A 2880-nucleotide genomic window follows, 5' to 3' on the forward strand; every position below is an offset into this window, starting at 1 on the left:
CCACCAGCCGGCCTGCTCGCGGGCGCCGGCCAGGACCACGGCGGCGCGGCGCGGCTGGCGCGGCAGCGCGGCGTCGAGCCCGGCGAGGTCCGCGTCCGAGGGCCGCCGGTCGACGGGCAGCCGTACCGGCACGGTCTCGTGGCCGGTCGGCCGGAAGACCAGGCCGGTCTCGAACAGCGCCAGGTCGTGCGAGCCGCGTCCGTCGTTGCGGCGCAGGGCCGCCAGGAGGCCCGGCAGCAGCGTCGTGCGCAGCGCGGGCTCCTCGTCGGAGAGCGGGTTGACCAGCGTGACCGTACGGCGGCGGGCGTCGTCGGCCGGGAGGCCGAGGGCGTCGAGGGCGGCGTCGCCGATGAACGGGTAGTTGAGCGCCTCGACGTACCCGGCGCCGGCCAGCACCCGGCCGACCCTGCGGTGCAGCCGCTGCCGCTCGGTGAGGCCCCGGCCCGAGGGCGGGGTCGGCAGCGTGGAGGGGAGGTTCTCGTACCCCTCCAGGCGGATGACCTCCTCGGCGAGGTCGTTGGGCGCGCCGAGGTCGGGGCGCCAGGACGGGACGGTGACGACCAGTTCGTCCTGGCCCTGGACGGCGCAGCCGACTTCCTGGAGCCGCCGTACGACGGTCTCGCGCCCGTAGACCATGCCGGCCACCCGGTCGGGGTGACCCGCGGGCATGACGATCGTGTGCGGCGCGTACGGCGCGACGACCTCGGTGACCCCGGCGCCCGCGGAACCGCCCGCGAGCAGGACCAGCAGGTCGACGGTCCGCTGCGCGGCGGCGGCCGCGGCCTGCGGGTCGACGCCGCGCTCGAAGCGCTTGGACGCCTCGGAGGCCAGCTTGTGGCGGCGCGCGGTGCGGGCGATGGAGATCGGGTCGAAGTGCGCGGCCTCGATGACGACCTCGGTGGTGCCGCGCACCTCCCCGGTCCCGGGGTCGACGGCGACATCGGCGATCTCGGTGTCGGCGCCGCCCATGACCCCGGCGAGGCCGATGGCCCCCCGGTCGTCGGTGATGACGAGATCCTCGGGGTCGAGGGTGCGCTCGGCGCCGTCGAGCGTGGTGATCTTCTCGCCGGGCAGGGCGCGGCGGACCCCGAGGGGCCCGTCGATGCGGGAGCGGTCGTACGCGTGCAGGGGCTGGCCGACCTCCAGCATCACGTAGTTGGTGATGTCGACGGCGAGCGAGATCGGCCGCATGCCGGCCTTCTGGAGCCGGCGCGTCAGCCAGATGGGGCTGCGGGCCTCGGGGTCGAGGCCGGTGACCGTACGGGCCGTGAAGCGGTCGGAGCCCCTCGGGTCGGCGATCTTCACCGGGTGGCCGAAGGCGTTCGGCGCGGGCACGTCGAGCAGCGCCGGGTCGCGCAGGGCCAGGCCGTACGCGGTGGCGGTCTCGCGGGCGACGCCGCGCAGAGAGAGGCAGTAGCCGCGGTCCGGGGTGACGGCGATGTCGAGAACCTCGTCGACCAGCTCCAGGAGCGCGATCGCGTCGGTGCCGACCTCGTGCTCGGGCGGGAGGACGATGATGCCGCCGGAGCCGTCGTCGCCCATGCCCAGCTCGTCGCCGGAGCAGATCATGCCGTGCGAGGTCTTGCCGTACGTCTTGCGCGCGGCGATCGCGAAGTCCCCGGGCAGCACCGCGCCCGGCAGGACCACGACGACCTTGTCGCCGACGGAGAAGTTCCGGGCGCCGCAGACGATCTCCTGCGGGTCGCCGGTGCCGTTGGCCGTGCCGACGTCGACGGTGCAGAAGCGGATGGGCTTCTTGAAGCCCTCCAGCTCCTCGATGGTGAGGACCTTGCCCACGACGAGGGGGCCCTTGAGGCCGGCGCCGAGCTGTTCGACGGCCTCCACCTCCAGGCCCGCCGACACGAGCCGGGCCTGGACGTCGCGGCCGGTCTCCGTCGCCGGCAGGTCGACGTACTCCCGCAGCCAGGAAAGCGGGACGCGCATCAGATCTCCATCCCGAACGGCCGGGTGAACCGGACGTCCGACTCGACCATGTCTCGCATGTCTTCGACGTGGTGGCGGAACATCAGCATCCGTTCGATGCCGAACCCGAAGGCGAACCCGCTGTACTTCTCGGGGTCGACGCCGCAGGCGACGAGCACCTTCGGGTTGACCATGCCGCAGCCGCCGAGCTCGATCCAGCCCTCGCTGCCGCAGGTGCGGCAGGGCCGGTCCGGGTTGCCGACGGACGCGCCGCGGCAGACGTAGCAGAGCATGTCCATCTCGGCGGACGGCTCGGTGAAGGGGAAGTAGTTCGGCCGCAGCCGGGTCTTCATGTCGGAGCCGAAGAGCGCCTGGACCATGTGGTCGAGGGTGCCCTTGAGGTCGGCCATGGTGAGGCCCTCGTCCACGGCGAGCAGCTCGATCTGGTGGAAGACCGGGGTGTGCGTGGCGTCCAGCTCGTCCGTGCGGTAGACCCGGCCGGGGCAGACCACGTAGACGGGCGGCTCGCGGTCGAGCAGGGTGCGGGCCTGGACGGGTGAGGTGTGCGTACGGAGCAGCACACCGGACTCGTCGCCGGTGTCGGCGGCCTGGCCGGGCGCCCGCACGAAGAAGGTGTCCTGGGTCTGGCGGGCCGGGTGGTCGGGCAGAAAGTTCAGGGCGTCGAAGTTGAACCACTCCGCCTCGACCTCGGGGCCCTCGGCGATCTCGTAGCCCATGGCGACGAAGACGTCCGCGACCCGCTCCATGAGCGTGGTCAGCGGGTGCCGCGCGCCGGGCGGTACCCGGTCGTACGGCAGCGTGACGTCCACCGCCTCCTCGACCAGGACCCGGCTGTCGCGCTCGGCCTCCAGCTCGGTCTGGCGGGCGGCGAGGGCCTTGCTCACGGCGCCGCGGGCCTGGCCCACGCGCTTGCCCGCCTCGGCCTTGGCCTGCGGC

At 73.6% G+C, this 2880-nt stretch carries 2 protein-coding genes; both read right to left on the reverse strand.

Annotation, left to right across the window (positions count from 1 at the left end):
* Positions 1–1944 (reverse strand): phenylalanine--tRNA ligase subunit beta (gene pheT, locus GT042_RS13975; protein WP_161309030.1); only part of this gene is annotated, 1944 nt, incomplete at its 3' end.
* Positions 1944–2880, reverse strand: a 937-nt coding sequence (gene pheS, locus GT042_RS13980; protein WP_161309031.1) for a phenylalanine--tRNA ligase subunit alpha, incomplete at its 5' end; no start/stop codon positions are given. The genes pheT and pheS, both read right to left, overlap by 1 nt.

Origin of the sequence: Streptomyces sp. SID3212 (assembly GCF_009865405.1) — a bacterium.
Classification (GTDB): Bacteria; Actinomycetota; Actinomycetes; order Streptomycetales; family Streptomycetaceae; genus Streptomyces.